The sequence below is a fragment of the Micromonospora sp. KLBMP9576 genome, assembly GCF_050941805.1.
In the GTDB taxonomy this organism is placed as follows: domain Bacteria; phylum Actinomycetota; class Actinomycetes; order Mycobacteriales; family Micromonosporaceae; genus Micromonospora.
On sequence record NZ_CP194567.1, the window covers coordinates 5662949 to 5687162 of the forward strand.

General features: G+C 74.3%; 21 protein-coding genes and 1 tRNA gene. 5 read left to right on the plus strand and 17 right to left on the minus strand.

Going from position 1 to position 24214, the window contains the following annotated elements:
- Window positions 1-164 precede the first annotated feature (164 nt).
- Window positions 165-1499, minus strand: coding sequence for an MFS transporter (locus ACQ452_RS25140; RefSeq protein WP_433387851.1), 1335 nt, complete (start codon window positions 1497-1499; stop codon window positions 165-167).
- Between the two features lie 781 nt (window positions 1500-2280).
- Window positions 2281-2364: transfer RNA gene (locus tag ACQ452_RS25145), tRNA-Tyr, on the minus strand.
- Between the two features lie 148 nt (window positions 2365-2512).
- On the opposite strand from ACQ452_RS25145, the gene ACQ452_RS25150 reads away from it, so the two are divergent.
- On the plus strand, window positions 2513-3007 hold the full coding sequence (locus ACQ452_RS25150; RefSeq protein WP_433387852.1) for a YajQ family cyclic di-GMP-binding protein: 495 nt from the start codon (window positions 2513-2515) through the stop codon (window positions 3005-3007).
- Between the two features lie 465 nt (window positions 3008-3472).
- On the opposite strand, the gene ACQ452_RS25155 is transcribed toward ACQ452_RS25150, so the two are convergent.
- The 9 genes from ACQ452_RS25155 to ACQ452_RS25195 form a co-directional block, all read right to left on the minus strand.
- Window positions 3473-4732, minus strand: a complete 1260-nt coding sequence (locus ACQ452_RS25155; protein ID WP_433387854.1) for an MFS transporter — start codon at window positions 4730-4732, stop codon at window positions 3473-3475.
- Between the two features lie 141 nt (window positions 4733-4873).
- The gene (gene htpX / locus ACQ452_RS25160; RefSeq protein WP_433387856.1) at window positions 4874-5749 is read right to left on the minus strand and encodes a zinc metalloprotease HtpX; all 876 of its coding nucleotides are present in this window, start codon (window positions 5747-5749) and stop codon (window positions 4874-4876) included.
- A 155-nt stretch (window positions 5750-5904) separates the two neighbouring features.
- Window positions 5905-7506 carry an NADH-quinone oxidoreductase subunit N gene (locus ACQ452_RS25165; RefSeq protein ID WP_433387858.1) on the minus strand — a complete coding sequence of 534 codons (1602 nt, stop codon included), beginning with the start codon at window positions 7504-7506 and terminating at the stop codon, window positions 5905-5907.
- Between the two features lie 76 nt (window positions 7507-7582).
- The gene (locus ACQ452_RS25170) at window positions 7583-9088 is read right to left on the minus strand and encodes a complex I subunit 4 family protein (protein ID WP_433387860.1); all 1506 of its coding nucleotides are present in this window, start codon (window positions 9086-9088) and stop codon (window positions 7583-7585) included.
- Complete coding sequence (locus ACQ452_RS25175) at window positions 9085-11046, minus strand: NADH-quinone oxidoreductase subunit 5 family protein (RefSeq protein ID WP_433387862.1); 1962 nt, start codon at window positions 11044-11046, stop codon at window positions 9085-9087. Before ACQ452_RS25175 ends, ACQ452_RS25170 begins: the two co-directional genes overlap by 4 nt.
- Window positions 11043-11366, minus strand: coding sequence for an NADH-quinone oxidoreductase subunit NuoK (nuoK, locus tag ACQ452_RS25180; RefSeq protein ID WP_132230874.1), 324 nt, complete (start codon window positions 11364-11366; stop codon window positions 11043-11045). The genes ACQ452_RS25175 and nuoK overlap by 4 nt, the downstream gene beginning before the upstream one ends.
- Complete coding sequence (locus ACQ452_RS25185) at window positions 11363-11950, minus strand: NADH-quinone oxidoreductase subunit J family protein (RefSeq protein ID WP_433387865.1); 588 nt, start codon at window positions 11948-11950, stop codon at window positions 11363-11365. The genes nuoK and ACQ452_RS25185 overlap by 4 nt, the downstream gene beginning before the upstream one ends.
- A complete protein-coding gene (locus tag ACQ452_RS25190) occupies window positions 11947-12564 on the minus strand; it encodes a NuoI/complex I 23 kDa subunit family protein (protein WP_433387867.1) in 618 nt (205 codons plus the stop codon). The genes ACQ452_RS25185 and ACQ452_RS25190 overlap by 4 nt, the downstream gene beginning before the upstream one ends.
- A gap of 106 nt (window positions 12565-12670) precedes the next feature.
- Window positions 12671-13105, minus strand: a complete 435-nt coding sequence (locus tag ACQ452_RS25195) for an ester cyclase (protein ID WP_433387869.1) — start codon at window positions 13103-13105, stop codon at window positions 12671-12673.
- A gap of 200 nt (window positions 13106-13305) precedes the next feature.
- Between ACQ452_RS25195 and ACQ452_RS25200 the strand changes: the two genes are divergently transcribed.
- Window positions 13306-14364, plus strand: coding sequence for a glutathione S-transferase family protein (locus ACQ452_RS25200; RefSeq protein ID WP_433387871.1), 1059 nt, complete (start codon window positions 13306-13308; stop codon window positions 14362-14364).
- A gap of 28 nt (window positions 14365-14392) precedes the next feature.
- Here ACQ452_RS25200 and ACQ452_RS25205 read toward each other — a convergent pair whose 3' ends face one another.
- Both ACQ452_RS25205 and ACQ452_RS25210 read right to left on the minus strand, forming a co-directional pair.
- Window positions 14393-15355 carry a complex I subunit 1/NuoH family protein gene (locus tag ACQ452_RS25205; RefSeq protein ID WP_433387873.1) on the minus strand — a complete coding sequence of 321 codons (963 nt, stop codon included), beginning with the start codon at window positions 15353-15355 and terminating at the stop codon, window positions 14393-14395.
- The gene (locus tag ACQ452_RS25210) at window positions 15355-16125 is read right to left on the minus strand and encodes an NADH-quinone oxidoreductase subunit C (RefSeq protein ID WP_433387875.1); all 771 of its coding nucleotides are present in this window, start codon (window positions 16123-16125) and stop codon (window positions 15355-15357) included. The genes ACQ452_RS25205 and ACQ452_RS25210 overlap by 1 nt, the downstream gene beginning before the upstream one ends.
- 103 nt (window positions 16126-16228) lie before the next feature.
- Between ACQ452_RS25210 and ACQ452_RS25215 the strand changes: the two genes are divergently transcribed.
- Window positions 16229-17275 carry a glucose 1-dehydrogenase gene (locus ACQ452_RS25215; protein ID WP_433387877.1) on the plus strand — a complete coding sequence of 349 codons (1047 nt, stop codon included), beginning with the start codon at window positions 16229-16231 and terminating at the stop codon, window positions 17273-17275.
- Between the two features lie 6 nt (window positions 17276-17281).
- Here ACQ452_RS25215 and ACQ452_RS25220 read toward each other — a convergent pair whose 3' ends face one another.
- Both ACQ452_RS25220 and ACQ452_RS25225 read right to left on the minus strand, forming a co-directional pair.
- Complete coding sequence (locus ACQ452_RS25220) at window positions 17282-18598, minus strand: DUF2252 domain-containing protein (protein WP_433387879.1); 1317 nt, start codon at window positions 18596-18598, stop codon at window positions 17282-17284.
- 55 nt (window positions 18599-18653) lie between these two features.
- On the minus strand, window positions 18654-19244 hold the full coding sequence (locus ACQ452_RS25225; protein ID WP_433394404.1) for an NADH-quinone oxidoreductase subunit B: 591 nt from the start codon (window positions 19242-19244) through the stop codon (window positions 18654-18656).
- Window positions 19245-19454: 210 nt separating this feature from the next.
- On the opposite strand from ACQ452_RS25225, the gene ACQ452_RS25230 reads away from it, so the two are divergent.
- On the plus strand, window positions 19455-20021 hold the full coding sequence (locus ACQ452_RS25230) for a SigE family RNA polymerase sigma factor (protein WP_433387881.1): 567 nt from the start codon (window positions 19455-19457) through the stop codon (window positions 20019-20021).
- Window positions 20014-21201, plus strand: a complete 1188-nt coding sequence (locus tag ACQ452_RS25235; RefSeq protein WP_433387883.1) for a hypothetical protein — start codon at window positions 20014-20016, stop codon at window positions 21199-21201. Before ACQ452_RS25230 ends, ACQ452_RS25235 begins: the two co-directional genes overlap by 8 nt.
- Before the next feature lie 40 nt (window positions 21202-21241).
- Here ACQ452_RS25235 and ACQ452_RS25240 read toward each other — a convergent pair whose 3' ends face one another.
- Together ACQ452_RS25240 and ACQ452_RS25245 are read right to left on the minus strand one after the other, a co-directional pair.
- Entirely contained in the window at window positions 21242-22744 is a 1503-nt protein-coding gene (locus tag ACQ452_RS25240) for a pyridoxal phosphate-dependent decarboxylase family protein (protein ID WP_433387885.1), read from the minus strand.
- Window positions 22741-24210 carry an MFS transporter gene (locus ACQ452_RS25245; RefSeq protein WP_433387887.1) on the minus strand — a complete coding sequence of 490 codons (1470 nt, stop codon included), beginning with the start codon at window positions 24208-24210 and terminating at the stop codon, window positions 22741-22743. The genes ACQ452_RS25240 and ACQ452_RS25245 overlap by 4 nt, the downstream gene beginning before the upstream one ends.
- Window positions 24211-24214: the final 4 nt, after the last annotated feature.

Genomic DNA, 24214 nt, shown 5'->3' on the forward strand with positions numbered 1-24214 from the left:
CCTGGGATCACGGCGAAGGCGCCGCCGGGCCCAGCGCGACGCCCTCCCTCCGCCGCCCGCGGGCCCGCTCGGAGCATCGGCGGCCGCACCCGTCGTCACTGAGGCCGCAGGACGGCCCGCCGGTTCGGTCCGCCGAGCCCGGCGCAGCCCGCGGGTGGGGGCTTTCAGTCCACCGGGTGGTTGGGGATCCGCGACCGGACGGCCAGGCCGTACAGGCAGGCCAGCCCGGCCAGGACGCCGAACAGGACGAACGGTCCGGCGGGGCGCCAGTTGTCGTACAGGGTGCCACCGGCGGCGAACGCGATCATGATACCGATGCCGCCGCTGAGCGCGAACGTTCCGATGACCGAGCCCCGCGTACGGCTGGGAGCCTGTTCGGCGATCAGCACCTGACTGGAGATGACGGCGCTGACCTGGCCGAGCCCGATCAGCGCGGCGACGGCGTAGCCGAGCAGGCTGAACGGGTCTCCGACGAAGATCGTGGCGGTGTAGCCGAGGGCGGCCGTGCCCAGGGAGATCAGCACCGCGTCGGTGCGGGACAGCCGGTCGGCGATGATGCCGATGGCCGGCGCCCCGATCAGCGCGATGCCGTTGGCCACCCCCAGCAACAGGCCAGCCTTCGCCAGCGCCTCGGCCTCGCTGAGCCCGAGGTGCTGAGTGCCGTACTGCTGCGCCCAGAGAGTCAGGTAGGCGCCGACGAGCGCCAGGTCGGCCCGGGCGACGAAGGCGCTGAGGTAGGCGAAGGAGACGCCGGGACGCCGGCCCTCGGCGACGCCCTCGCGCAGCAGCCTGGAGATCGGAATGCGCGCGGAGTGCGTCGTCGCCAGGCCGCCCCGGAGGGTGAGCCGCATCAGGATCGCGGTGAGCAGGGCCAGCCCACCGACGATGAGGTAGGTCACCCGCAGCGCGGCGATCGTGTCCATCCCGACGCCCTCGAAGATGTCGGGCAGTTTGATCAGCACGAAGAACGTGACGAGGGCGCCGAGACCGTTACAGAAGCCGAGGATGCCGTTGGCCCTGCCGCGGGTGGTGTCCCGGACGTAGTCGGCGACCACGGCCGTGAGCATCACGGTGACCATCGCTATGCCGACGGCGGCGACACCCCGCGCCAGGTAGTAGGGCAGGACCGAGCCGAGGAACGGTGCCATGCCGACGCCGAGGCCAAGCAGGACGTAGCCGCCGACCACGATCGGGCGCCGTCCGAGGCGGTCGGACCAGGCGCCGGCCAGGCCGACTGCCGCGATCAGGACGATCTCGCTGATCAGCCCAGCGGTGCCCACGATCGAACCCTGCTCGCCCTTGGGCACGCCCAGGACGGAGGTGAGCAGCGCGGTCTGCGCGGCCGGGACGAACGTGAACGTCATGATCGACGTCAGCGCCAGCCAGTAGTACCCGCTGATGTTGGTCCGGGTCGTACCCGGAGAGAGCCGGAGCGGGCCGAACGTGGCGCTCTGCTCGCCGGCCTCCGGCGCGGCGGCGTCTTCCTGGCTGCGATGCACGAGGCTCCCTCTGCCCTGCTGTGGCATGAATGGAAACGCTGTTTCCACACCCTAGCGGGTGATGGGGCGGACGCCATCGCTTCGATGCGGCGCAATTCCCGACGCGGCCCCGGGCGGTGCCGTCAGGCCGTCCCTGGTGTCGCCGCCGGTCGGCTCCGGCCGCTGGCGACGCGGCGGGGGGGGTGTCCGGGGAAGCGGGTCGACGGCCGTCAGCGGTTCATCGTCACCGGCGCCCACATCCTCGCGGGGGCCGTATACCTGAGTGTCTCGACGAGCTTGGCCTGGCCCTCTACGCAAAGGCGGTGAAGAGCTCGAGAACGCCGCCGTACGCATCATGGCTACCAAGCTTCTCGCCGGCACCCTCTCCCCCGCGCGAGTTGGCTCGCTGGACCCACTCGGCCATCGGACATGACGGCACACCCCTCGCCGAGGAGTCGGTCATGCTCGACGATGCGTACGACACGCTGGAGTACTGCGGAGACCGAAGCGGAGATCGACGCTCGCGGTGTTGCCTCAGCCCGACGCTTGACCGTCACCGGCTACGCCGCCCTGGCTGCCCACTCCACAAACTGACTCTCTTGTCGTTCATGGTTTCGTCTCCCCGTCGACGCAGTTGGCGTCGCTGCGGAGCAGGCCGGCTACGCCGCGCCCAGGCGGCGGGCTACCACGGTCGGCGGGACGCCCGGTATTCAGCCAGAGCGCGGCCACCGCGTCGGCGGCCAGACAAAACGACAACGGCCCCCGATCAGCATTCCTGCTGGTCAGGGGCCGTGTCTGCACCTGGTGGCGGGTAGAGGATTCGAACCTCTGAAGCTTTCGCGACGGATTTACAGTCCGCTCCCATTGGCCGCTCGGGCAACCCGCCAGGGCACCCCACCGCGTCGTAACGCGGCGGCGGAAGCAAGGATAGCGGCTCACCCCGGCAGGATCGCAAGCGGGTACCGTCAGGGGGTCGTACCGCTGGTCAGCGGGGGACGAAGGACCAGAGACCGCCGGACAGCAGGAGCATGAGCATGGCAGCGAACCCGTCGTTCGACATCGTGAGCAAGGTCGAGCACCAGGAGGTCGACAACGCTCTCCGCCAGACGGAGAAGGAGCTCGCGACGCGGTTCGACTTCCGGGGCACCGGCGCCGAGATCTCCTGGTCGGGCGAGGAGGCGATCAGCCTCCAGGCGGAGACCGAGGAGCGGGTGCGGGCGGCGCTGGAGGTCTTCAAGGAGAAGGTGATCAAGCGGAACATCTCGCTGAAGTCGCTGGATGCTGGCGAGCCCCGGTCGTCTGGCAAGATTTTCAAGCTCGACTGCAAGGTGATCCAGGGTATCGACTCCGACAAGGCCAAGGCGATCAGCAAGAAGATCCGCGACGAGGGGCCGAAGGGCGTCCAGGCCCAGATCCAGGGCGACCAGCTCCGGGTGACCGGCAAGAAGCGCGACGACCTCCAGGCGGTCATCGCGCTGCTCAAGGGCGAGGACTTCGGCGTCGCACTCCAGTTCACGAACTACCGCTGACGGCTGCCCGGTCGGCCCTGCCGTGTGAGGGCCGACCGGGCGGCAGGGCCGACAGGTGGCCGTGGGTGCGTGCGGGGGGCGCTCGGCCCGCCGCGTCGACCGGCCCAGCAGCCGTGTGTCGCAGGCATTGCCAGCCGGCCCGCCAGCTCCACTCCCAGCCTCGACGGCCTTGGTCGAGGGCCCGCACCTCGGGCGCCGCTGGCAGCGGCACGTCCGCGCGGCAGACGATCAACGTCCCCCAGAACCCCATGACGCTCCCCGGTCGTGTTGCCGGAGGTTGACGCGCCGGTCCGACACCGGGCGCGGGAGGCCGGCTCAGCGGGAGAAGACGAGCACCAGGATCACCGTCAGGATCGCGCTGATGAGCAGGGAGCCGAGGCAGCCCGTCCGGTTGGAGAAGAAGAGGAACATGTCCGGGTGGTACCCCGGCTGCGGGACGGAAACCCCGCAGCCGGGCCGGGACTGTCAGGCGGGCAGGAGCTCTTCGCCGCGTACCGCCGTGGCCTCCGCGCGGGCGATGGGCCCGGCGGGTAGGGCGGCGATCCCGGCCCCGACGGCGACCGCGGCGCCGGCGAAGCCGAACGCCCAGGGCACCCCGCCGCCGTGGTCGACGATGAGGCCGGCGACCGCGCCGCCGGCGGCGCTGGCACCCACCGACATGGTCACCACCCAGGTGTACGCCTCGTTCAGCATGCTGGTCGGGGAGATCCGGCCGACCAGGGTGTTCTCCAGGGTCAGCGCGGGGGCGATGGTGGCGCCGCCGATCACCAGGGCGATACCCAGCGCCACCGGGTTGGGCATCACCGCGAAGACGGCGAAGCTGGCGGCCACCCCGCCGAGCAACAGCGAGAACAGTCGGGTCATGTTCCGGGACGGCTTGCGGATGCCGAACCAGAAGCCGCCCACGGCGCTGCCGACGCCCCAGACGGCCAGCAGCACGCCGGCGAGGCTGTCGGGGTCGTCGGCGGTGTAGGCGGTCGCGAACGCGGGCACGGTCACGCCGGCCGCGCCGAAGGCGATGCCGATGCTGGCCACGCAGAGCAGCAGTGCCATGAAGCCGGGTACGCCCAGTGGGCCGAGCCCCCGGGTCTGGTGCCCGGTGGGGTGCGGCCGCCAGCCGCGCATCACCCGGCCGAAGGCCACCGCCAGGGTGCCGAACAGGGTCACCACGGCCGCACCGACCAGGGCGGCCCCGGCGTCGGCGAACAGGATGAAGCCGGCGACCAGCAGCGGGCCGAGCACGAAGACGATCTCGAAGAGCGTGGTCTCGGCGGCGAGGGCGGTGTTGCGCAGGTGCCGTCGGCCGGAGGCCGGCGAGGTGAGGTCGTTCCAGGCGCCCCGGATCGCGGCGGTCAGCGGCGGGTAGGTGGCCCCCGCGACCCCGGAGGCCACGAAGATCAGCGTCAGGTTGCCGGTGTCGGAGCGGGCGGACCAGAGCAGGCCGAGCAGGGCGAACGGGTGGGCGACGGCGGTGGCGACGAGCACCGGGGTGGGGCCGATCCGGTCGGCGATCCGACCGGCGACGGGGCTCAGCGCGGCGCCGGAGAGGGCGTAGATGCCGCCGGCGACGGCCGCCAACGAGTAGCGGCCGGTGACCTGCTCGACGACCAGCAGCAACGCCAGCGGCGTCATGCCGATTCCGAGCCTGCCGACGATGCCGGTGAGCAGCAGCATCGGCGCTCCGGGGATTCGCCAGACGCCCAGGTACTGGCGCAGTCCGGCCACGGTCGACCTCCAGAGGTGTAACGGGTGGGGAACCTTGCGACCCTAACGCCGGGGGCCGAACGAAAGCAGCGGTTATTGCGCTCGTCACGGCATTCCGCCCGCGCCGGATGGACCGGGCGCGGGCGGAACGTGCTCAGCGTCTCAGCGCTGGAACTGCACGGGGCCGCTGTTCGCGGCCATCCGCTCCAGCCGGGCGACCCGCTCCTCCATCTTGGGGTGGGTGGCGAAGAGCGTGGCGACGCCGCCACCCTTGAACGGGTTGGCGATCATCAGGTGCGCGGTGCTGGTGAGCTGCCCCTGGGCCGGCAGCGGCCGGCGTTGGGCACCCATGTGGATCTTCCGCAGGGCGCTGGCGAGGGCCAGCGGGTCCCCGGTGAGCTTGGCGCCGGAGGCGTCCGCCTGGAACTCCCGGCTGCGGCTGATCGCGAGTTGGATGATGGTGGCCGCGATCGGGCCCAGGATGATGGTGAGCAGCAGCACGGCGGGGTTCGGGGAGTCCTCGTCGTCGCCCCCGCCGAGCGGGATGAACCAGGCGATGTTCGCCAGCATGGTGATGATGCCGGCCAGGCCGGCCGCCACGCTGGAGATGAGGATGTCCCGGTTGTAGACGTGCGACAGCTCGTGCCCGATCACGCCGCGCAGCTCGCGGTAGTCGAGGATCTCGGTGATGCCCTGGGTGACGCAGACCGCCGCGTTCTTCGGGTTGCGCCCGGTGGCGAACGCGTTGGGCTGCGGCGTCGGGCTCACGTAGAGGCGCGGCATGGGCTGCCCGGCCTCGGTGGCCAGTTCCCGGACCATCCGGTACAGCTCGGGGAACTGCGCCTCGCTGACCGGTTGCGCCCGCATCGAGCGCAACGCGAGCTTGTCGGAGTAAAAATAGGTGACGCCGTTCATCACCAGCGAGATGACGACGGCGATGACCAGGCCGCCACTGCCGCCGAACCAGTAGCCCACCGCCAGGATCAGCGAGGTGAGCAGGCCGAGCAGCGCGACGGTCTTCAGACGGTTGTGGTGCACGATCACTCCTTCGGTGCAGCACGGACGCACGCGGGATCCGCTGACCGGTCCAACAACCCGGTACCCGCCAACCATCCGTCTCATGGCTGAGAGTTGCCTGAGATGTCCGTAGTGCCCGTTGGGAGTGTCACACCGAAAATCGGGAAATGGGCGGCCTAGCGGGCCGCGACGTCCAGCACGAGCTGCGGGGCGAGGCCCAGCAGCAGCGCCACCACCGTCGCCACGGCCAGCACCACGCCGACCGTCCGGGCCCGCACGGGGTGGGCCACCGCGCCGTCCGACCCGACGCCCGGCGCGGCATCCCCGCCCGCCGCGAGCCCGGCCGGGCCGGACGGTGCGGCGGCCGCTCCCTCGGCCGGTGCGACGGCGGCAGCGACCACCGGTGCGGCGACGGCCGGTGCGGCGACGGCCGGTGCGGCCCACAGGGCGGCGGTGAGGCGCAGGTAGTAGGCGAGGCCGAGCACCGCGTTCACGGCCACCACCACGGCCAGCCAGCCCGCGCCGCCGTCCAGCAGCGAACGGACCACGGTCACCTTCGCGAAGAGGCCGGCCAGGCCCGGCGGCAGGCCGGCGAGCCCGACCAACGCCAGCCCGAGCGCCGCCGCCCGCCACGGGTGCCGCCGGGCCGCCCCACGCAGGTCGTCGACCGTGCCGCCGTCCGCGCCCGCCGGACGCAGCGCCACCAGGGCCGCGAAGGCCGCCAGCTCCAGCACCACGAAGAAGACGGCGTACGCGACGGCGGCCGCGTACGCGGCGGTGCGGGCGTCGGCGGTGCGTCCGGCGGTCAGCGCCAGCGCACCGAGCGGAGCGAGGATGTAGCCGGCCTGCGCCACCGAGGACCAGGCGAGCAGCCGGACCGTACGCCGCTGGCGCAGCGCCACGAGGTTGCCGACGGTCATCGTCAGCACCGCCAACAGGGCGAGCACCGGGCCGGTCACGTCGGCCGGCAGCGCGTACTGCACGACGGCGAGCAGGGCCACGACGCCGCCCAGCTTGGAGGCGGTGGAGAGGTAGGCCGCCACCGGCAGCGGCGCGCCGTCGTAGGTGGCCGGCGCCCAGGCGTGCAACGGCACCGCCGCCACCTTGAACGCCAGCCCCAGCACGACCAGCGCCACGGCGGCGGTGGTCAGTGGCAGGTCCAGCAGGTCCGGCCGGTCGGCGAGGATCGCGCCGATCCGGCCCAGGTGCAGCCCGCCGGTGGCCGCGTAGAGCAGCGCCGCCCCGAGCAGCGTCAGGGTGGTGGCGACCACGCTGACCACGAAGAAGGTCACGGCCGCCTCGGCGCTGGCCAGGCTGCCCCGGCGCAGCCCGACGAGGACGTAGAGCGGCAGGGTGAGCGTCTCCAGCGCCACGATCAGGGTGATCAGGTCGCCGGCCGCGCCGAGCACCACGCCGCCCGTCATCGAGCAGGCGAGCAGGAAGCAGTATTCCCCGGCCGGCGACTGCCCCGCCCGCAGCAGCGGGCCGGACAACGCGAGCACGCCGAGGGTCAGCAGGGCGACGACGACGGCGACCAGGGCGGCCCGGCCGCCGAAGACGTACGAGCAGTCGGGGCCGACGCAGAACGTGCGGCGCTCGCCCCCGGCGCCGACCAGCCCCGCGCCGAGCGCCGTGGCCGCCGCGCCGGCGGCGGCCACCGTCAGCGTCACCCGGGCGCGGGCCACGAGCAGGTCGGCGAGCAGCACCAGCACGGCCGTGCCGGCGGCCAGGTACGCCGGGAGCAGCGCCACGTTGTCGACGCTCTGCACCACGCTCATGCCGGCACTCCGCTCCGCTGCGTGCCGGCATGAGGCACCAGAGCGCTGAGCCCCATGATTCGCTCGCTCCGCTCGCTCACCGCAGCACCTCCACCAGGGCGTCGACGGGTGCCTCGGCGACGCCGAGCACCAGGGTCGGCGCCAGGCCGACCGCGAGCGCGAGCAGCACCAGCGGCACCCACGCGACGAGTTCCACCCCGGCCAGGCCGGGGGTCAGCCGGGCGACGGCCGGGCTGGGCCGCCCGTGCGTCACCCGTCGCAGCAGCCGCAGCAGGTACGCGGCGGTGAGCGCCCCGCCGACCGCGGCGAGCACGCCCAGGGTGGTCCAGAGCGCCCCGCCGGCCTGCACGGCGGCGACCACGGCGAACGCCTCGCCCCAGAAGCCGGCCAGCCCGGGCAGCCCGAGCGAGGCCACGGCGGCGAACCCGAGCAGCCCGGCCAGCCGGGGGGCGGTCTCCCGCAGCCCGGACAGCTCGTCCAGCGAGCCGGTGTGCGTACGGTCCTTGATCGCGCCGGCGAGGAAGAAGAGCAGGCCGGTGATCACCCCGTGCGCGACGTTGCCGATCAGGGCCGCCTGGATGCCGGTGGCGGTGAGCGTGGCGACCCCGAGCAGCACGAAACCCATGTGCCCGACGCTGGAGTACGCGATCAGCCGCTTCAGTTCCCGCTGGGCGAGGCAGACCAGCGACCCGACCAGGATCGCCGCCACCGCCAGCACACCGAGCACCGGTGCGGCCCAGCGGGCGCCCTCCGGCGCCACCCCGACCGCGATCCGGATCAGCCCGTACGTGCCCATCTTGAGCAGCACCCCGGCCAGGACGACGCTGCCGACCGTGGGTGCCTGGGTGTGCGCGTCGGGCAGCCAGGAGTGCAGCGGCCAGAGCGGGCTCTTCACCGCGAAGGCCAGCGCGAACAGCGTGAACGCGGCGAGCTGGGTGCCCCGGGACAGCCCCGTTCCGCCGGTCAGCGCCACCACGTCGGCCGTGCCGGCGGCGGCCACCACCACGTACACGCCGACCAGCAGCAGCACCGAGCCGAGCAGCGTGTAGAGGGCGAACTTCGCCGCCGCCCGCCGCCGCTCCGCGCCACCCCAGCCGGCGATGATCGCGTACATGGGTAGCAGGACGACCTCGAAGAAGACGAAGAAGAGCACGAGGTCGAGGGCGAGGAAGGTGCCGAGGATGCCGACCTCGACGACCAGCAGCAGCGCCACCAGCGCCCGCCCGCTGCCGCCGTCGGGCACCCGCCACAGCGTGTACGCGCAGCAGAGCAGGGTGAGCAGGGCGGTCAGCACGACCAGCGGCCACGAGATGCCGTCCACCCCGAGGTGGAAACGCAGGTCGAGGCCCGGCACCCAGGGCAGGTCGACCCGGTGCCACGGGCGCACGGCGGGGGTGCCGGCCGCGTAGGTGGTCCAACTCCGGTCGCCGACGAAGAGCAGCGCGGCGACCACCAGGGTCAGCGCGGCGACGACCGTGCCGACCGCCCGGGCCGCCCGGTCCCGGGGCGTCGCGGCCACCACGAGCGCGCCGAGCGCCGGCAGCACCAGCACCGCCACCAGCAGGAACTGCCCGAACCTCATGCGACTGCTCCGATCAGCACGGCGGCCAGGCCGATCAGCAGCGTCCCGGCCAGCACGGCGACCGCCGCGCGCGGCAGCGCCGCCCGGTGCAGCGCCGCCAGGCCGCCGCCGAGGCCGAGCGCGGCCCGGCCGCTGCCCTCGACCGCGCCGTCCACCACCACCTCGTCGGCGGTACGCGCCGCCCGGGCCAGCGCCACCGTGGGGCGTACGACCAGGGCACGCTGGACGTCGTCGAGCCGGAACCCGGCGGCAAGGACCGGCCGCAGCGGACCCAGCGCGGTCGCCGGGTCGGCGGCCCGGTCCCGCCGCCAGCGCAGCCAGGCGAGCCCCGCCCCGACGGCCAGCAGCGCCAGCGGCAGCAGCAGTTCCGGGCCGACGTGGATCAGCAGGTGCTCGCCGGCCGGCGCGCCGGAGGTGGGCGTCAGCAGCAGCCGGCGGGCGAAGGCCTGGTCGAAACCGGCGAGACCCAGCAGGGCGGCCGGCACGGCGAGCAGCAGCAGCGGCCAGCGCAGCACGGCGGGCGGGTCGTGCGGGTGGACCAGCGGCATCCGCGCCTCGCCGAAGAAGGTGCGCAGCAGCAGGCGGGTGGCGTACCAGGCGGTGACCGCGACGCCGACCAGCCCGGCGAGCCAGACCAACCAGCCCACCCAGGACGCCGCCGGGCCGGTGCCGTGCCGGGCGGCGTCGCCCGCGACGGTGAGCACGCCGTCCTTGCTCCAGAAGCCCGACAACGGCGGCACCCCCGCCAGCGCGCCGAGCCCGATCACCGTGCACCAGAAGGTGACCGGCATCCCCCGGCGCAGCCCGCCCATGCGGGACATCAGCGTGGTGCCGACCGCGTGGATCACCGCGCCGGCCGCGAGGAAGAGCAACGCCTTGAAGGCGGCGTGGGTGAGCAGGTGGAACAGCGCGGCCGGCGGCGAACCGACCGCCAGTGCGCCGGTCATGTAGCCGATCTGCGACACCGTCGACCAGGCCAGCACCCGCTTGAGGTCGTCCTGGGCGGTCGCGGCGAACGCGCCGAGCAGCAGGGTCACCGAGGCCATGACGCCGAGCACGGCCAGCGCCACCGGGGTCGCCTCGAACAGCGGGTAGAGCCGGGTCACCGCGTACACGCCGGCGGCGACCATGGTGGCGGCGTGGATCAGCGCCGAGATCGGCGTCGGGCCGGCCATCGCGTCGGGCAGCCAGGTGTGCAGCGGGAACTGGGCGCTCTTGCCGGCCACCCCGGCCAGCAGCAGCAGGCACGCGGCGGTCAGGGTGCCGGTGGCGTGGTCGTGGGCGAGCACGTCGGCGATCCGGAAACTGCCGGCCGACACGCCGAGCAGCGCGATGCCGAGCAGGAAGCCGACGTCGCCGACCCGGGTCACCAGGAACGCCTTCGTCGCGGCGGCGGGCGCCTCCGGCAGCCGGCGGTCGTGGGCGATGAGCAGGTAGGAGCAGATGCCCATCACCTCCCAGCCGACCAGCAGCATGATCAGGTCGCCGGCGACCACCACCAGCAGCATGGCGGCGGTGAAGAGGCTGATCTGCGCCGCGTACGGCGGGTAGCGGTGGTCGGTGTCGACGTCGTCGTGCGGGCCCCGGCGCAGGTAGCCGACCGAGTAGACCTGCACGGCCAGGGCCACCGCCGTGACCGCCACGGCGACCAGCGCGGCGGCGCCGTCCAGCCGCACCCCGAGGCTCACCGTCAGCCCGCCCAGGTCCACCCAGGTGGTGGACGCCTCGGCGGGCCGGTCGAGGGTGACCAGCAGGGCCACGGCGAGCGCCAGCGCACCGGCCGCACCCGCTACGCCGAGCGCGATCGCCGCCCGCCGGGCCCCGTCCCCGCCGGTCCGGGGCTCCCCGGCCGCCGGCCCGCCGGCAGAACCCGGGGCCGGCGGCAGCAGCAGGCCGAGCAGACCCGCCACCAGCGGTACGGCCGGCAGCAGCGCGCCGAGCAGGGTGGTCGTGCTCACCGTTCCCCCTCCGGGCGCTCGGTCAGCGGCACCTCGTCGACGGCGACGGTGGCCCGCAGCCGGTAGAGCTGGAGCACGATCGCCAGGCCCACCCCGATCTCGGCGGCGGCCAGCACGATCACGAACAGCGCGAAGACCTGCCCGCCGTGCGGCAGTTGCGCGCGCACGGTGGTGTCGGCGGTGACCAGGATCAGGTTGACCGCGTTGAGCATCAACTCGACGGCCATCAGCACCAGCACCGCGTTGCGCCGGCGCAGCACGCCGTAGACGCCGAGGCCGAACAGCAGCGCGGCGGTGACGTACGGGATGACGGGTCTCACCGCGACCGCCCGCCGTCGCCGCCCGGACGCCCACCGGCGCCCGGCCCGCCGGTGCGGGACCGGGCCGGGTCCGGCCCTCCGGCCTTCGGCCGGCCGATGTCGGGGCGGGAGAGCACGATGGCGCCGACCAGGGCGGCCAGCAGCAGCACCGAGAGCACCTCGAACGGGAGCACCCAACTGCGGAAGATCTGGTCGCCGAGGCGTTCCGCGGTGCCCGCGTCGGGCAGTTCCACGGCCGTCCACCGGTACGCGTCGACCAGCAGGGCGGCCAGCCCCAGCCCGGCGCCGCCGCCGACCAGCGCCGCCGCCCAGCCGGGCCGGTCCAGGTCGTCGGAGGCGCCGATCGGTGCGCGGGTGAGCATCACCGCGAAGAGCAGCAGCACCACCACCGCGCCGACGTAGATCAGCACCTGCACCCAGGCCACCAGCTCGGCGGTGAGCACCAGGTACATCCCGGCCAGCGCGCCGAGGCAGAGCACCAGGTAGAGGCCGGCCCGGACCAGGTGCCGGGTCGCCACCACCAGCGCCCCCGAACCGACCGCCAGCGCGCCGAGGGCGAGCAGCAGCACGTCCGCACCGGTCATGCGCCGGCCTCGGGCTCGGGGCGTACGGGCGGGGCGGCGGGACGGGCGGCGGGCGCGGCCGGGACCGCGGCCTTGCGCGCGGCGGCGGTCTCCTCCTTCGCCGGCTCACCGTGCGGGTCGTGCGCGGGCGGCGGCGGCACGGTGCCCATCCACTGCCCGAGGTGGTCCTTGTCGTGCAGCAGGTCCTTGAGGTCGTACTCGGAGTATTCGAACTCCGGCGACCAGTGCAGCGCGTCGAAGGGGCAGACCTCCACGCAGATGCCGCAGTACATGCAGAGCGAGAAGTCGATGTCGAACTTGTCGAGCACGTTGCGCTGGCGGGGGCGGGCCGCGCCGGGCACCACCACCTCCTCCTTGTGCGAGTCGATGTAGATGCACCAGTCCGGACACTCCCGGGCGCACAGCATGCAGACCGTGCAGTTCTCCTCCAGCAGCGCGATCACCCCCCGCGAGCGGGGCGGCAGCTCGGGGGCGACGTCCGGGTACTGCTGCGTGGTCGAGCGGCGGGTCATCGTCTTCAAGGTGACCGCGAGCCCCTTGACCAGGCCCGCGCCCGGCAGGCCACGATCTGCGCCCGCCTCGCCCGGTTCGCTGCGCTCGCTCATGCCGACCATCCTGCCCTGTGGCCGCGGCGCGCGCGACCACCACCCGGGGTTGGCCGCCGTACCGGGACCGTGGGGAGAAACGACGCACCGGAAAGGCCCGCCGCGCCCGGCAGGATCACGCCCCGGTTTCGTTGAGCCCAGCCGCCGCGGGCGGGAGCATCTCGACGCCGAGCTGCGTCAGGAGCTGGAACAGCTCGTTGCAGCTCCACACGTCGACGATCCGGCCCGCGTCGTCGAAGCGCAGGAAGCTCGCCCCCGAGTAGCTGACCACCTGCCCGGTCGGCGGCACCGGCCCGAACTGCCCGGCGTGGGTGCCGGCGGCCCGCCAGTGCACCGCCACCCGCTGCCCGGCCGCCACCACGTCCACGATCTTGTAGCGCAGGTCCGGGAACGCGGCGCGCCGTTCCCGGTGCCACGCCAGCGTCGCCTCCGGGCCGGCCCCGCCCAGCCCTGGGCACTGCGGCCCGACGAGTTCGTAGGCGGACTCCTCCCGCCGGGCGTTCCACACGTCCGCGATCAGGCGCCGGGTCGCCGCCTCCACGTCGATCATCGCCGCAGGATAGCCGCCGGCCCGGCCGGGTCACCGGGTCCGCCCCGGCGGCGACGAAACCGGCCGACGGCCCTCCCGCCCGGCGCCGGACCCGGTCCGCGGCCCGGCCGGAGGGCGGCCCAGGTCGGCACTCGGCGCGCCCGATGTCACCCCAGCCGCCATGATGGGACGAGCGACGGGCGACGGCGGAGAGGGCTGACATGGGCGGCACGACCGGGAACGACACGACCGGGAACGGCACCGCGGGCGGCGGAAAGTACGTCGAGCCGGGCGGCGAGTTCACCCGCGACCAGCGCTACATCGCCACCCGGATCACCGCCGACGCCCGCGACGGCTGGCCGGTGGAACCCGGCCGGTACCGGCTGGCGGTCAGCCGCGCCTGCCCCTGGGCGAACCGCCTGATCATCGTGCGGCGGCTGCTCGGGCTGGAGGACGTGATCTCCATGGCGGTGGCCGGTCCGACCCACGACGAGCGGAGCTGGACGTTCGACCTCGACCCGGGCGGGCGCGACCCGGTGCTCGGCATCGAACGGCTGGCCGACGCCTACTTCGCCCGGTTCCCCGGCTACGAGCGGGGCATCACCGTGCCGGCGATCGTGGACGTGCCGACCGGGCAGGTGGTCACCAACGACTTCGGGCCGATGAGCCTCGACCTGTGCACCGAGTGGACGGCCCACCACCGTGCGGGTGCGCCAGACCTCTACCCGCAGGCGCTGCGCGGCGAGATCGACGAGATGATCGACGTGCTTTTCCGGGACGTCAACAACGGCGTCTACCGGTGCGGCTTCGCCGGCGACCAGGAGGCCTACGACAAGGCGTACCACCGGCTCTTCGACCGGCTGGACCGGCTCAGCGAGCGGCTGGCCGGGCAGCGTTACCTGGTCGGGGACACCATCACCGAGGCCGACATCCGGCTGTTCACCACCCTGGTCCGCTTCGACCCGGTCTACCACGGCCACTTCAAGTGCAACCGCAGCAAGCTGACCGAGATGCCGGTGCTCTGGGCGTACGCCCGGGACCTGTTCCAGACGCCGGGCTTCGGCGACACCGTCGACTTCGACCACATCAAGCGGCACTACTACGAGGTGCACCGCGACATCAACCCGACCGGGATCGTGCCGCTCGGCCCCGACCTGGCGAACTGGCTCGACCCGCACGGCCGGGAGGCCCTCGGCGGTCGCCCCTTCGGCGACGGCACCCCGCCCCCGCCACCCCCGCCCGCGGAGCGCGTCGACCCCGCCCACACCCCGCTGCGTTGACGCGCCGGGCCCGACCCGGGGAGCGCTCCTACGACGCCACCCGGACGGCGGCGGTGAGGACGAGCTGGCCGAGGGAGACCGGCACCAGGACGAGCCAGCAGAGACGCTGGAGCTGGTCCTCGCGCAGCCTCGGGTACGACACCCGGATCCAGATGATCAGGAACGAGACGGCGAAGACCTTCAGCAGGGTCCACAGCCAACCGAGCTGCGCGTCGGCGAACGGGCCCTGCCAGCCGCCGAGGAAGAGGACGGTGGTCAGGGCGGCGATCACCACGATGCCGACGTACTCGGCGAGCAGGAAGAACGCGAACCGCAGGCCCGTGTACTCCGTCATGTAGCCGAAGACCAGCTCCGAGTCGGCGACCGGCATGTCGAACGGCGGGCGGCGGATCTCGGCGAGCCCGGCGAGGAAGAAGACCACCATGGCGGGCGCCTGCCAGAGCAGCCACCACGGCTGCCACGCCTCGACGATCCCGGAGAGGCTGAGCGTGCCGGCGGCCATCGCCACCGACGCGGCGGCCAGCACCAGCGGCAGCTCGTAGCCGAGCAGCTGGGCGGCCCCGCGCAACCCGCCGAGGAGGCTGTACTTGTTGGCCGACGCCCACGCCGACATCAGCACCGCCACGACGCCCACGCCCACGACGGCCAGCACGTAGAACAGGCCGATGTCCAGCGGCTGCCCGACCAGGTCGTCCGGGCCGAGCGGAATCACCAGCAGGACCAGCAGGTAGGGCAGGAGGGCGACCACGGGGGCGAGACGGAACACCGCCCGGTCCGCCTCGCGGGGCGTGACGTCCTCCTTCTGCACGAACTTCACGCCGTCGGCGACGAGCTGGGCCCAGCCGTGGAAACCGCCCGCGTACATCGGGCCGAGCCGGCCCTGCATGTGCGCCATCACCTTGTGCTCGGCCTGCCCGACGAGCAGTGGCAGGACGAGGAAGGCGACAAGCACCCCACCGATCCGGATGACCAACTCCAACCACAGTGGCATCAGGGCGTCCCTCCGTCGCCGCGGGCCGGGCCGTCGCCGCGGGCCGGGTCGTCGCCGCGGGCCGGGTCGTCGGCGGGTGCGGCGGCACGGGGTGGGCGGGCCCCCGGGGCCGGCCGGGCGGGCCGCTCGCGGGCCGGCCGCGCGGGGGTGCCGCCGCGCGGCCCCTCGCCGACCCCGCCCGCGCCGGCCGGCGTCGGCGTCGTCCCCCACTCCCCCGGCGCGGGCACGCCCGGTGGGCGGATCGGCCGGCGACCACCGCCGGCCTCGGACTCGCCCGGTTCCTTGGCGCCCGGCCAGGGCTTGGCCACCCGGGAGGCGAGCACGAACTCCTTGCGCAGCGGGTGCCCCTCGAACTCCGGCGGCAGCAGCAGGGGCGCCAGCCTGCCGTGGCCGGGGAAGTCGATGCCGAACATCTCGTGCGTCTCCCGCTCGTGCCACGCGGCACCCGGGTAGACGTCGACCACCGAGGCGACCGCCGGGGCCGCGCGGGACACCCGGGTACGCAGCAGGAGCCCGTGGCGGTGGGCGGTGGACCAGAGGTGGGCCACCACGTCGAAGCCGTCGGCGAGCTCGTCGACGGCCGAGAGCCAGTCGAAGTAGTCGCAGCGCAAGTCGGCGTCGTCGCGGGCGGCGCGGAGCGCGTCCGGCCAGCTCGCCGGCGGTACGTCGACGGTGGCGCGGGCGTGCGCCTGGCCGCCGGAGACCGAGGGGGTCGCCTCGGCGGGCGCGAGCAGCGCGACCATCCGCTGGCCGACCTCTTCCGGAGTCATGCCGCTGATCCTAGGGCCTGCCCCACGCCGCCCGCCGCACCGATCCGAGGGGATCTGGCCGCTTTGCCCGGCGGCGGACCGGCCCACCGGGAAGGATGAGGCCGTGCGCGCTGTGACTGTGACCCCGGGTGTCGCCGGCTCCCTGCGGCTGGTCGAGGACCAGCCCGACCCGCCGCCCGAGGAGGGCCCGATCCTGGTCGAGGCGCTGGCGGTGGGGATCTGCGGCACCGACCACGAGATCATCTCTGGCGGGTACGGCGAGGCGCCCCCCGGCACGGACCGGCTGGTGCTGGGGCACGAGTCCCTGGGCCGGGTGCTGGAGGACCCGTCGGGCACCCTGCGCCCCGGTGATCTGGTCGCGGGCATCGTGCGGCACCCCGACCCGGTGCCCTGCCCGAACTGTGCGGTCGGCGAGTGGGACATGTGCCGCAACGGCCGGTTCACGGAGCACGGCATCAAGGCCCTGCCCGGCTTCGCCCGGGACCGCTGGCGGCTGCACCCCCGCTTCGCCGTGGGGCTGGACCGGTCCCTCGCCCCGGTCGGCATGCTGCTGGAACCGACGAGCGTGGTGGCGAAGGCGTGGGAGCACATCGAGCGCATCGGCGCCCGCGCCGAGTGGCAGCCGCAGACGGCCCTGGTCACCGGGGCCGGGCCGATCGGCCTGCTGGCCGCGCTGCTGGCCACGCAGCGCGGGCTCCTCGTGCACGTGCTGGACCGCAACACGACCGGGCCGAAGCCGGAGCTGGTCCGGGGGCTCGGGGCGACCTACCACACCGGGTCCGTGCGCGAACTCGACTTCGAACCAGACGTGGTGCTGGAGTGCACCGGGGCGCCGGCCGTCGTCCTCGACGTGATGTACCAGGCCGCGCCCGCCGGCATCGTCTGCATGACCGGCGTCTCCAGCGGCGGGCGGATGATCGACTTCGACGCCGGGGCGCTCAACCGCTCCATCGTCCTGGAGAACAACGTGGTGTTCGGCTCGGTCAACGCCAACCGCCGGCACTGGGACCTCGCCGCCGCGGCGCTGGCCCGGGCCGACCCGTCGTGGCTCGGCTCGTTGATCACCCGCCGGGTGCCGGTGGAGGCGTACGCCGGGGCGTACACCCCCGAGCCGGACGACATCAAGGTGGTGCTGGAGTTCGGCTCCTGACCCCGCTCAGAGACCGGGCAGCCGGCCGTTGCGGAACAGGTCGACGAAGAGCTGGTGGTCGTGGCGGGCGCGGACCCCGTACGCGTGGGCGAAGTCGACCAGATGCGTCACGAAGCCCGCCTCGTCGGCGTCCACCGCCGCCACGATGGCCTCCTCGGTGGAGTAGTCCACCAGGTCGTGGCTGGACTCGTCGTCGGCCACCGAGTGCATCCGGGCGACCGCCCGGCCCAGGTCGGCCAGCACCCCGGCCAGTTCCTCGGGCTCGTTCACGTCGGCCCAGTCGAGGTCGGCCGCGTACGGGGAGACCTCGGCGACGAGCTGGCCGACGCCGTCCAGCTCGGTGAAGCCCAGCCACGGGTCGGCGTGCGCCTGGAGTGCGCGCTGCGACTCGGCCGTGCGGTGCCCCTGGTGCTGGAAGTAGCCGGCGACCGACTCGTCGGTGATGTGCCGGGCCACGGCCGGCACCTGGGCCTGCTTCATGTAGATGACGACGTCGTTCTCCAGCGCCTGGGTGTGCCCCTCCAGCAGCAGGTTGTACGACGGCAGCCCGGCCGAGCCGATGCCGACGCCCTTGCGCAGCACCACGTCCTTGATGTGCGTGGCCACCGGCCGGAGCCGGGCGGAGGAGGGCGGCAGCGTGCCGAGGTAGTCCTCGAACGCGGCGCAGACCCGCGCCCGGGTCTCGGCGTCCACCTCGTGGACGCCGTCGCCCAGCGAGAAGCGGCGCTCGTAGTTGTCGATGGTGCTCTGGGTGGCGAGCAGGTCGACGCGGGTGTTGAGCCGCGCCTGCTGGAGCACCCGGCGCAGCACCCCGTCGGCGTTGTCCAGGGTGATCGACCCGATCGCGTCGTCACCACCGGCGGCGATGGCGCGCAACTCCGTCAGGTACGACGCCGCGAAGCCGGCGACCAGGTCGCCGATCGCCCGGTCGGAGAGCGCCTTGGCGTAGCCGAGCAGCGCCACGCTGGCCGCCAGGCGCTTCAGGTCCCAGCTGAACGGCCCCACGTACGCCTCGTCGAAGTCGTTGACGTTGAACACGAGCTGCCCGGAGGCGTTCATGTACGTGCCGAAGTTCTCCGCGTGCAGGTCGCCGTGGATCCACACCCGGCTGGTCCGCTCGTCGAGGAACCGGTCGTCGGCGAAGTCACCGACCTGGTCGGCGTAGAAGAGCGAGGCGCTGCCCCGGTAGAAGGCGAACGGCGACGCGGCCATCTTGCGGAACTTGCGCCGGAAGGCGGCCGGGTCGGAGGCCATCGACGCGCCGAACTCCTCGGTGAGCACGGCGGCGATGCGGGCGGAACGCTGGTCGGCGGAGTGGCTCATGGTGCGCAGGCTAGCCCCGACGGCCAACCCAGCGGGGTCGGACGGACCGTACGGCTCAGACCGTGGGCGGGCGGACCGGCGGGGCGGTCAGCGACTCCGCCGTGCGCCCGGACGCGCCGGTGGACCCGGCGTCGGCCGGCGCGGCGTCGGCGGGCGGGGCGAGCGCGTCGGGCCGGGGCACGCCGCCCACGCCGGACTGCTCGGCGGCGATCTTCTCCTGCAGCCGCAGGATGCCGTGCAGCAGCGCCTCGGGCCGGGGCGGGCAGCCGGGCACGTAGACGTCGACGGGGATGATCTGGTCGACGCCCTTGGTCACCGAGTACGAGTCCCAGTAGGGGCCGCCGCAGTTGGAGCACGCGCCGAACGAGATGACGTACTTCGGCTCGGGCATCTGGTCGTAGAGCCGCTTGATGGCGGGGGCCATCTTGTCGGTGACCGTCCCGGAGACCACCATCAGGTCGGCCTGGCGGGGCCCGTGCGCGAACGGGATCACGCCGAGGCGCATGAAGTCGTGCCGGCCCATGCTGGTCGCGATGAACTCGATCGCGCAGCAGGCCAGGCCGAAGTTGAAGACCCAGAGCGAGTAGCGGCGGCCCCAGTTCAGCACGAACCGGATCGGCTCACCGAGCACTCCCGGCACCTGCACGACCGCCCCCTTCCCGAGCACCGCCACCAGTCAACCACAGCCGCCGTCGACGCCGACCGGTCGCTCGGTCCGGCGCCACCCCCGTCCCGCTCGACCCGTCGGCGCCCGCCCGCCGTCGGATCCACGACGGCGCGGGCCGCAACCGGTCGCGGCCCGATGGAGTGTTACCGCCGCCAGACACCCACGACGGGCTCGAACGGGGAGGGGACAGTGACAGTGACGATGGGGGCCCGCGCCGACGAGCCACCTCCGCCGGTCGGCCCGCCGGCCGGCGGTGGCACTGCGGCGATCACCTTCGACGACTTCTACCACGCGCACTTCCGCAGCGTGACCGCCCAGCTCTGCGCGTACACGGGGGACCTGGGCCAGGCCCAGGACCTGGCCCAGGAGGCGTTCTGCCGGGCGCTCGCCCGGTGGGACCGGCTGGTCCGCTACGACGACCCGGTGGCCTGGATCCGGCAGGTCGCCTGGAACCTCGCCCGCAGCCGGTGGCGGCGGCTGCGTACCGCCCGCACCCACCTGCTGCGGCAGCGGCGGGTGGAGACGCAGGTGCCGGGGCCGACGCCGGACCGGGTGGCGATCGAGCGGGCGCTCGGGGCGCTGCCGGCGAACCACCGGCGGGCCGTCGTCCTGCACTACCTGGCCGACCTGTCCGTCGCCCAGATCGCGGCGCAGGAGGGGGTGGCCGAGGGAACGGTCAAGTCGTGGCTGCACCGGGGCCGGGCCGTCCTGGCCACCCTGCTCGACGAGAACCCGGAGGGAGTCGGTCATGCCTGAGCAGGACCCGCTGCGGGCGCGCTTCGCCGCGTACCGCGGAGATCTGACGGACCGGATCGACGGTCCGGGCCCGGATGCGGCCCGGCGCACGCTGCGGCGTCGCCGCCGCGCCACCGCCGCGACCGGGGCGCTCGCCGTCGCGCTGGTGGTGGCCCCGATCGCGGCGGGCGCGGCGCTGCGGGACGCGTCGCCGCCGGGACCGCCCGCGTCGACGCCGACGGCCGGCCCGACCTCGCCGCCGTCGCCCGGGCCCTCGCCCGACGCGTCGCGGTCACCGGCCGCGCCGGCCACGCCGGACGGGCGGATCACCGGGCGGCAACTGCGCGCCGCCGCCCTCGACCTGCCGGCGTGGACCGGCCGGAGCTGCGCCGACACCACCCGGGTCACCCTGCTGCCGGCCACCACGGACGAGACGAACCGGCCCTACCTGATCAGCGTCACGCACGGTGACGTCGACGCCGACGGGGCCACCGAGACGCTGGCCCTGCTCGGTTGCCGGTTCGGCGAGGCGTCGGCGAAGCAGGTGGTCGCCTTCGACCGGGACGCGGCCGGACGGATCGTCACGCTCGGGCGGGTGGCGCGGACGCACGAGGAGGGTGACGGCGGCTTCGAGGACGTCCGCGCCGTCACCGTGGCGGCCGGGAGGGTCCGCGTCCAGGTCGCCGACATCCAGCCCTGTTGCAGCATCCCCGCGTACTGGGCGCGGGAGCAGTGGCGGACGTACGGCTGGGGCGGCGAGGGGTTCGCCCAGACCGGCGGCCCGACCACCTGGGGGCGGGACCCCCGGCTCACCGACCTCGCGCTCACCGCCGGGCCGCTCGTCCTCGGGGAGGCCGATCAGCTCGGCCGGCGGCAGGGCACGGTGACGTTGACCGTGACCAACCGGGGACCTGTCGACGCGGACCGCGTCGCCCTAACCGGCCTGGAGGGCATCGGCACACCGGCCGGCGGCGGCTGGGACCGGTGCGAGCCGGACCGGGCAGCACCGGAAGAGTCGTCGTGCCTGCTCGACGGGGTGCCGGCCGGTGGGAGCCGGAGCTGGACCTTCCGCTTCCGGGTCGGACCGGCGGGCCCCGGGGCGGCCGGGTCGGCACTGGTGGTCCATCACAGCGCCGACCGTCGCGGCTGGCCGGACCTGAGACCCGGGGACAACCAGGCCGACGTCCGCGTACGCGGGTGATCCGACGGCGGCGTCCACCTCGCCCGGTGGACGCCGCCACTCACCAGGTGGGGCGTTGCAGCAGGCCGACGAACTCCACCAGCAGCCGTTCCCGCAGCGCGGGCGGCGCGGCGTCGAGCAGGGTGTTCACCGTCGCCATCCGCCCCGGCAGCGGCCCGGCCGGGGCGGCGGCCTCGTCCGGGGCGGTCAGGCCCAGCCCGGCGGCCAGGCCGGCGACCAGCTCGGGGGTGAGCGCGTCGGGGGTCAGCGTGCCGGCGAGGGCGCGCAGCTCGGCGGGGAGCGCGACCGGCCCGGCGGCCCGCGCGGCGGCCACCGCGACGGCCAGGTCCGGGCCGAACTCGGCCACCCGGGGCGCCACCGCGGCCGTCACCGTCAGGTGCACGCTGCGCGGCAGGTCCGCGTACGACTGTTGGGGCTGGGTGTGCCAGCCCCGGGCGGCCAGCTCGTCGACCAGGACGAAGAGGTCGAGCCCCGGGTCGGTGGCGGTGAAGCAGACGACAGTCGACTCCGGTTCGGCCATCAGCCGCAGCCCGTCGACCGCCCGCACGGCGTCGGCCAGGCCGGCCACGGCGTCCCGGGTGACCGCCGCGAGCCGCAGGTACCCGTCGTCCCCGAGGTGCCGCAGGGTGGCGTACGCGGCGGCGATCGGGCCGCCGGAGCGGGTGGAGGCGATGACGGGGTTCACCATCGTGTAGCCGGGCCAGTCCGCGTACGCGAAGTACTGCGGGGCGCGCAGCGCCGGATCGCGGTGCAGCAGCACCGACACGCCCTTCGGGGCGTACGCGTACTTGTGCAGGTCCACCGAGATCGAGGTGACCCCGGCGAGGCCGAAGTCGAACGGCGGCACGTCCGCCCCGAGGCGGCGCAGGTACGGCAGCGTCCAGCCCCCGAAGCACGCGTCCACGTGGCAGCGCACCCCGGCGGCGGCCGCCGCCCCGGCGATCTCGGCGACCGGGTCGATGACGCCGTGCGCGTACGAGGGGGCGGAGCAGGCCACCAGCACGGTGTCCGGGCCGATGGCGGCGGCCACCTCGGCGGCGGCCGGCCGCAGCGTCCGCGCCGACACGGGCACCTGGTCCACCGCGACCCGCAGGTAGTGCGCGGCCTTGGCGAACGCGGCGTGCGCGCTGGCCGGCACCACGATCCGGGGTTCGGTGATCTCCGGATGGGCGTCCCGGGCGGCCTTCACGGCCAGGATCAGCGACTCGGTGCCGCCGCTGGTGACGCTGCCGACGACGTCCGGGGCGGCGCTGCCGGGGCCGCCGCCGAGCAGCCGGGCCGCCGCCCCGACCAGCGTGTTCTCCATCGCCAGCAGCGACGGGAAGGCGGTCGGGTCGAGCCCGTTGACGTGGGCGCTGCCGGCGTGCGCGGCGGCGGCCAGCTCGTCCAGCCCCGGCACCGCCGGGTCGTAGACGTAGGCGAACAGCCGCCCCCCGTGGGTGGGCCGGTCGGCGGCCCGCAGGGCGCGTACCTCCGCCAGCACCCGCTCGGCGGGCAACCCGTTGCCGGGCAGCGCCCGCCGGTCAGCTTCCTCGTCGATCATGGAGTCGTGGTGCCCTTCTCGTGGGATTCGGCGGCCCCGACCGCGACCACGCCACCGGTGGGGCGGGACGCGGCCCCGGCCTCGGCGGCGGCCAGCCGGGCGGGGGTCAGGTCGTAGGAGCGCAGCAGGACGACCGCCAGGCCGACCAGGAGGGCGGGCAGGACGGTGAAGCCGAGCAGGATGCCGAGCCGCGCGGTGTCGGACTGGGCCGCCGCCGTGCCGGTGTCGGAGGAGACGTAGCCGCCGAGCTGGAGGACCAGGCCGAAGATGCCCGGCCCGAGGGCCAGCCCGAAGGTCTCGCCGGCCGTCCAGAGGCCGGTGAACACGCCCGCCTGGCGCCGGCCGGTGCGTGCCGTGTCGTACGCGATGCAGTCCGGGAGCATGGCGAGGGCGAAGACCTGCTGCCCGGCGTACCCGACGCCGATCAGCGCGACCAGCGGGTAGATCCCGAGCGGGGGCAGCACCGGGGCCGCGACCAGGGCCAGCGCGCCCACCGCGAAGATCAGCGACGCGGCGACCAGGGCGGCGAGCTTGCCGACCCGCGCACCGACCCGCGTCCAGAGCGGCATCACCAGCAGCGCCGGCCCGACGAAGCAGGCGAACAGGACGGTCGGCCCGCCCTCGGGGTCGCGCAGGATCTGGTCGGCGAAGTAGTTGACCCCGGCGAGGACTGTGGCCACCCCGGCGGACTGCACCACGAAGCAGACCAGCAGCGCCCGGAACGGCCGGTTGCGGGCGGCGACGGCGAGCTGGGCGCGCAGCGTCGGCTCGCTGTGCCCCACCGGCACGGCGGGCGCGGACCGGGTGCCGAGGAACGCACCGAGCGCGCCGAGCACGATCAGCCCGGCGACGAAGAGCCCCATCCAGCGGTGCCCCGCCACGCCCCCGCCGCCGGCGTCGCGCACCAGCGGGGCCACCGCGCCGGAGACCAGGATGGCCAGCGCCAGCACCGCGATCCGCCAGCTCATCAGCCGGGTACGTTCGGCGTAGTCGCCGGTCAGCTCGGCCGGCATCGCCACGTACGGCACCTGGAAGAAGGCGAACGCGGTGGCGGTGGCGAGGAAGGCGACCGCCACGTACGCCCCGGCGGCCGGGCCGGAGCCGAACGGCGCGGCGAAGATGGCGGCGAAGAGCACGCCGAGCGCGAGCCCGGCGCCCAGCAGGTACGGCCGACGGGCACCCCACGGCGACCGGGTGCGGTCGGAGATGCGGCCCGCTACCGGGTTGACCAGCACGTCCCACGCCTTCGGCAGGAGCACCAGCAGGGCCGCCGCGCCCGCCGCGACGCCGAGGGTGTCGGTCAGGTAGGGCAGCAGGAGCAGCCCGGGCACGGTGCCGAACGCCCCGGTGGCCAGCGATCCGAGCGCGTAACCGGCGTGCACCCGGCGCGGCAGCACGCCCGGCGCGGACGGGCCGGGCGGCGCGGCGGGGCCTGGCGAACCGGGTCCACCCGGCGGCGCGTCCATGCCG